Origin of the sequence: Cryobacterium psychrotolerans, from assembly GCF_900101115.1 — a bacterium.
GTDB classification, from domain to species: domain Bacteria; phylum Actinomycetota; class Actinomycetes; order Actinomycetales; family Microbacteriaceae; genus Cryobacterium; species Cryobacterium psychrotolerans.
On record NZ_FNFU01000041.1, the window covers coordinates 1 to 4,428 of the forward strand.

The 4,428-nt window shown below is 62.2% G+C and carries 5 protein-coding genes; 4 read left to right on the forward strand and 1 reads right to left on the reverse strand.

Annotated elements, in window-relative coordinates:
* The first annotated feature begins 293 nt into the window (after nt 1-293).
* Nucleotides 294-962 carry a maleylpyruvate isomerase family mycothiol-dependent enzyme gene (locus BLQ39_RS15410; RefSeq protein WP_092325381.1) on the forward strand — a complete coding sequence of 223 codons (669 nt, stop codon included), beginning with the start codon at nt 294-296 and terminating at the stop codon, nt 960-962.
* A 375-nt stretch (nt 963-1,337) separates the two neighbouring features.
* Here BLQ39_RS15410 and BLQ39_RS15415 read toward each other — a convergent pair whose 3' ends face one another.
* Entirely contained in the window at nt 1,338-1,676 is a 339-nt protein-coding gene (locus BLQ39_RS15415; RefSeq protein WP_218121506.1) for a YciI family protein, read from the reverse strand.
* A 94-nt stretch (nt 1,677-1,770) separates the two neighbouring features.
* On the opposite strand from BLQ39_RS15415, the gene BLQ39_RS15420 reads away from it, so the two are divergent.
* From BLQ39_RS15420 to BLQ39_RS15430, 3 genes are read left to right on the forward strand one after another with little or no spacing between them, the layout of a single operon-like run.
* Nucleotides 1,771-2,154 carry a YciI family protein gene (locus BLQ39_RS15420; protein ID WP_256332779.1) on the forward strand — a complete coding sequence of 128 codons (384 nt, stop codon included), beginning with the start codon at nt 1,771-1,773 and terminating at the stop codon, nt 2,152-2,154.
* A complete protein-coding gene (locus tag BLQ39_RS15425; protein WP_256332780.1) occupies nt 2,139-3,368 on the forward strand; it encodes an RNA polymerase sigma factor in 1,230 nt (409 codons plus the stop codon). Before BLQ39_RS15420 ends, BLQ39_RS15425 begins: the two co-directional genes overlap by 16 nt.
* Nucleotides 3,368-4,198 (forward strand): alpha/beta fold hydrolase, encoded by an 831-nt coding sequence (locus tag BLQ39_RS15430; RefSeq protein WP_092325389.1) that lies wholly within the window; start codon nt 3,368-3,370, stop codon nt 4,196-4,198. The genes BLQ39_RS15425 and BLQ39_RS15430 overlap by 1 nt, the downstream gene beginning before the upstream one ends.
* The last annotated feature ends 230 nt before the right edge of the window (nt 4,199-4,428 follow it).

Sequence of the window (4,428 nt, forward strand, 5' to 3'; positions counted from 1 at the left end):
CGGGTACGACCCGGACAGTTAACGTGCGATCGCCCATCACGCATGGGCCACCGCCGCCGAGCTGAACTAGATCGAGAGCCGCCCCATAGCCGGACCTTCACGGACACAGAATCCGACGAGTCGACGCCTGAGCTGAGATGCCCGCAAACGGAACGTTGAATGGGACTATCAGATAGTCAATGGGCGGAACATCAGCACGCGTCCAAAGGAGTTTGCTGGTCGCCGCGACAGTGTCGAGTAGTTGAAATCGGTATTCTTAATGCGGCGAATGCTTGCAAGGGAACCCCCGGCGGGTGACCTTTTTGATGACCACCCGTTTCGGAGGCCAGTTAGTCGTGACAACGACAGACGTAGAGGCGCTATACACCGCTGAGCGCGACCGGTTCGCTGAGGATCTCGCCGGGCTCGATGACGCAGCCTGGCAGACGCCGAGCCTGTGCCGAGGGTGGACAGTGCGCGACTTGTGCGCGCACCTGCTCATGCCCTACGAGCTAGGATTTGGCAGCTTCATTGTCGGTCTCGCGCAAGCGCGCTTCAACTTCGACAAGCTCGCTGACCGCTGGGCCAGGACCGACCGACGGACCGGCGCCGAGCTGACGCGCTCAATCGCGAAGACCAGTGCTGCCGGTTTCGCGGTCCCCGGCGCGGGAGAACTCGCCCCACTGGCCCACCTGGCTATTCACTCCGGAGACGCTCGTCGGCCGCTCGGCCTTGCTGGTCGGATCTCCCCTGAAGCGGGCTGGATGGTGCTCAATGACCTGACGAGCGGCAAGCACTCGGTGGGTGACGATCTCCTGCGTGGACTGCGCTTCCAAGCAACCGACGCCGACTGGTCGCGGGGTGAAGGACCCGAAGTCAGTGGCGATGTCGCCACTCTCCTAAGCGCACTCAACCGTCGTCGTGCGGCCGCGGAGGACTTGGCGGGCGCCGGTGCAGACGAGTTCCGGTCCCGCTTGGCCTGATCCGAGCACATCGGCGCACTGACGCCCCGGTGTGCTTGGCGGCGCGCCATGATCGCTTGCGGGCGACGAGCCCGCCAACAGGGCGAGCCGTCGGCCTTCCATCGCCCGCCGCTACGTCCAGCTCATTCCGCTGTTCCGCACGGGAACGGCCTGCGCGACACTGCACAACAGCTCTCGGCCTCAGCGAGTCCGACGAGCCGTGGCCCCTCCTATTGGATCAACCTGAGGACGACTTGGACAGCCGTTGGATCTACGAGGTGATCGTGCCGTACCTGACTGACCGCAAGCGGGAAGACGGAGGTATAGACGCGTGCTTCCCGGGCGGATAGATCCAAAAACCACCCACAGATAGCGCAGGAGTACGATTTTGCGTCGCTACAGCGGCGGCAAAACGAGGGCGCGCACTTCGACTGCCGCGTAGCGGGCTTCAACGAAGCGTGCAGCAATCTCGATCGCGCGATCTTCGCTTGCGACGTCGATGAGGTAGTACCCGCCTACCCATTCGGTGGTTTCCGCGAATGGTCCATCGGTTACAGAAAGACCGCCGTTAGTGCGAACCACTTTCGCGCCGGGGACTGCCAGCCCGTGCGTGTCGATCAACTCGCCGGTGGTTGAGAGCTCGCCGGTAACTGCGCCGTGGGCGGCTTCGAACTCAGCGAGGGCTTCGCTTTGGATCGCAAGGTCGCTGGCTGCACTCGTGTGGATCAAAATCATGTACTTCAATTGGAACTCCTTCAGTGATGTATTTCTTACTGCGACGTATAGCGAAAGACTATGAGGACACCGCGTTTTGACGCGCTGTCCTGAGGTGCTCATCTCGTACGTCGAATTCACACAACGACAAGCAAAGGACCGACTTATGGAATACATGCTATTCATCTGCACAGACTCGACGGCGCCGACGACCGAACCGTCTGGCTACACCATCGACGAATGGGTAGCCGAAACCACTGATGGGGGCACCAGGCGTCACGGCGACCGTCTGCGCCCGGCGAACGATGCGACCACGGTAAAACTGCGTGGCGGGCGGCTGAGCGTCACTGCTGGGCCGTTCGCTGAAACGACGGAGTGGATCGCTGGATATGACGTGATCGAGTGCGGCGACCTCGACGCGGCGATTGAGATCGCGGCGAAGCATCCGATGGCCCAGCTCGGTCAGATCGAGATCAGGCCGATGTGGCCGATCGAGTAGCGGATGCTATCGCTCGTGCCTCTGCCGAGGAAACTGCGCGCATCATCTCCACTGTGATTCGGATGACCGGCGACTTCGCCCTTGCCGAGGATTGTGCACAGGATGCGTTTGTGAGGGCGCTCTCTGACTGGCGCAAAGGTGGCATTCCGGACAATCCTGGCGCGTGGCTGACCACGGTGGCCAAGAGGCGGGCGATCGACCTGCTTCGGCATGCGGGCGCCGAAGACCGCGCGCTTCGGCGGGTTGCCGTCGAAGAGTACGAACCGGTCGAGCCCGATCCGGACATTAATGGAGATATCGATGATCGTCTCCGTCTCATTTTCACCTGCTGCCACCCCGCACTTCCGATGGATGCCCGCGTTGCCCTGACGCTGCGAACGGTAGCGGGCCTCACTCCCGCGCAGATCGCGCGTGCCTTTCTCGTGACCGAACCGGCGATGGACAAAAGACTGGTGCGTGCCAGGGCAAAGATCAAGCATGCCGGTATCCCCTACCGTGTGCCACCGCCCCACCTCATGCCGGAACGGCGCGACGGTGTGCTGGCGGTGCTGTACTTGTTGTTCACCGAGGGGTACTCCGCTACCGGCGGGGCTCTCATCCGAATTCCTCTCCTTCGTGAAGCAATCCGGCTCACCCGGCTGCTCGTTGAGCTGATGCCCGACGACGGTGAAGTTCGCGCGCTCCTTGCCCTGATGTTGCTGCATCATGCGCGTACCGCAGCTCGCACCGACGCTGTCGGAAATGTCGTCACCCTCGAAGAGCAGGACAGATCGTTGTGGGACCGGGATGCCATCACCGAGGCCCTCACCATCCTTCGGTCGCTGGTACCGCGCGCAGGTCGGTATGGGCTGCAGGCCCGCATTGCCGCCTGCCACCTCGAGGCTTCGGATGCTGCAAGCACTAACTTCGCGCGCATCGCTGAACTGTACGACGCTCTCGCCTTCCTCGATCCCTCACCGGTAGTGGAACTCAATCGCGCGGTCGCGGTGGCCATGTCCCAGGGACCAGAAGTCGGCCTACGCCTTATCGACGCGCTCGTAACCTCTCGGGGTATGGACGACTACTACCTACTCCCGGCGACACGCGCCGACCTGCTGCGCAGGATGGGTCGAAGGACCGAAGCCGCAACCGAATACGAGAAAGCACTTCAACTGGCCCCATCAGAGGCCGAGAAGCGCTATCTGGGCAAACGCCTGGCAGAAACGAGACGCTGATGCACATCACCCTGACGGACGGGCGAACACTGGACGTTCACGACAGCACCAACGGAGTTCACGCTCCCCTAACCGTTGTCTGGCACCACGGCTCGCCACAAACCGGAGCAGCCCTCGAACCGCACCTGCGAACCGCTGCGCTGCGCGGCATCCGCTGGATCTCATACGCACGACCAAGCTACGGAGACTCGTCAGCTCAACCCGGTCGCACCGTCACAAACGCCGCAGCCGACGTCGAGCAACTCATCAATGCGATGGGCATCGACCAGATCGCGGTCATGGGCGCTTCCGGGGGCGGGCCACACGCCCTCGCCTGCGCAGCGATTCTGGGTGACAGGGTGTGGGCTGTAGCAACGTTCGCGAGTCTCGCGCCCTTCACGACAGACTTCAACTGGTTCGCCGGAATGGCCGGCGGTGGGCCGTCCCTGCGTGCGGCGCAACACGGAGAAGATGCCCGCGTAATCTTCGAACGAACTTCCGACTTCGATGAAGACAGTTTCAATTCGCGAGACTACGCCGCGCTGAAATCGGAGTGGACATCACTCAACGCAGACGCCGGGGCCGCGACGGCAGCTGGCCCCGACGGGCTGATCGCTGACGACCTTGCCTTCGTGAAACCATGGGGCGTTGATCTGTCAGGCGTCCGGATACCCGTACTCCTCGCACACGGTGGCGATGACCGCATCGTCCCTCCCGCCCACTCCCAGTGGCTCCTCGAACACCTTTCCGACGCCGAACTCTGGACCCGGCCACGAGACGGCCACGTCTCAATTCTGAACGCAAGCATTTTGGCCATGGACTGGTTGCGGCAACGGGCCGAAATGGACTGAGATGCCCCCTTGCGCCTTTCAATTCGACCCAACCTAAATTTTGCAAACATCCGAATGTGAATTAGAGCACGACTGATTTCGTCGGTAACCGAGGATTCCAGATTGGCAATCGACTGCGGGCGACTAACCGCCCGTAAGCCGGACGTCGAACGGGACGAATACCTGAAGCCGCGCTGGGTCCTAATCGTTGCTGTCCGGTCCGTCCAGGGGCACCATCGAGACATGACCAA

Excerpts from the sequence above, each read along its gene's own strand:
- BLQ39_RS15415 (WP_218121506.1), bottom strand. The coding sequence starts at position 1,676 with ATGATTTTGATCCACACGAGTGCAGCCAGCGACCTTGCGATCCAAAGC.
- BLQ39_RS15430 (WP_092325389.1), top strand. The coding sequence starts at position 3,368 with ATGCACATCACCCTGACGGACGGGCGAACACTGGACGTTCACGACAGC.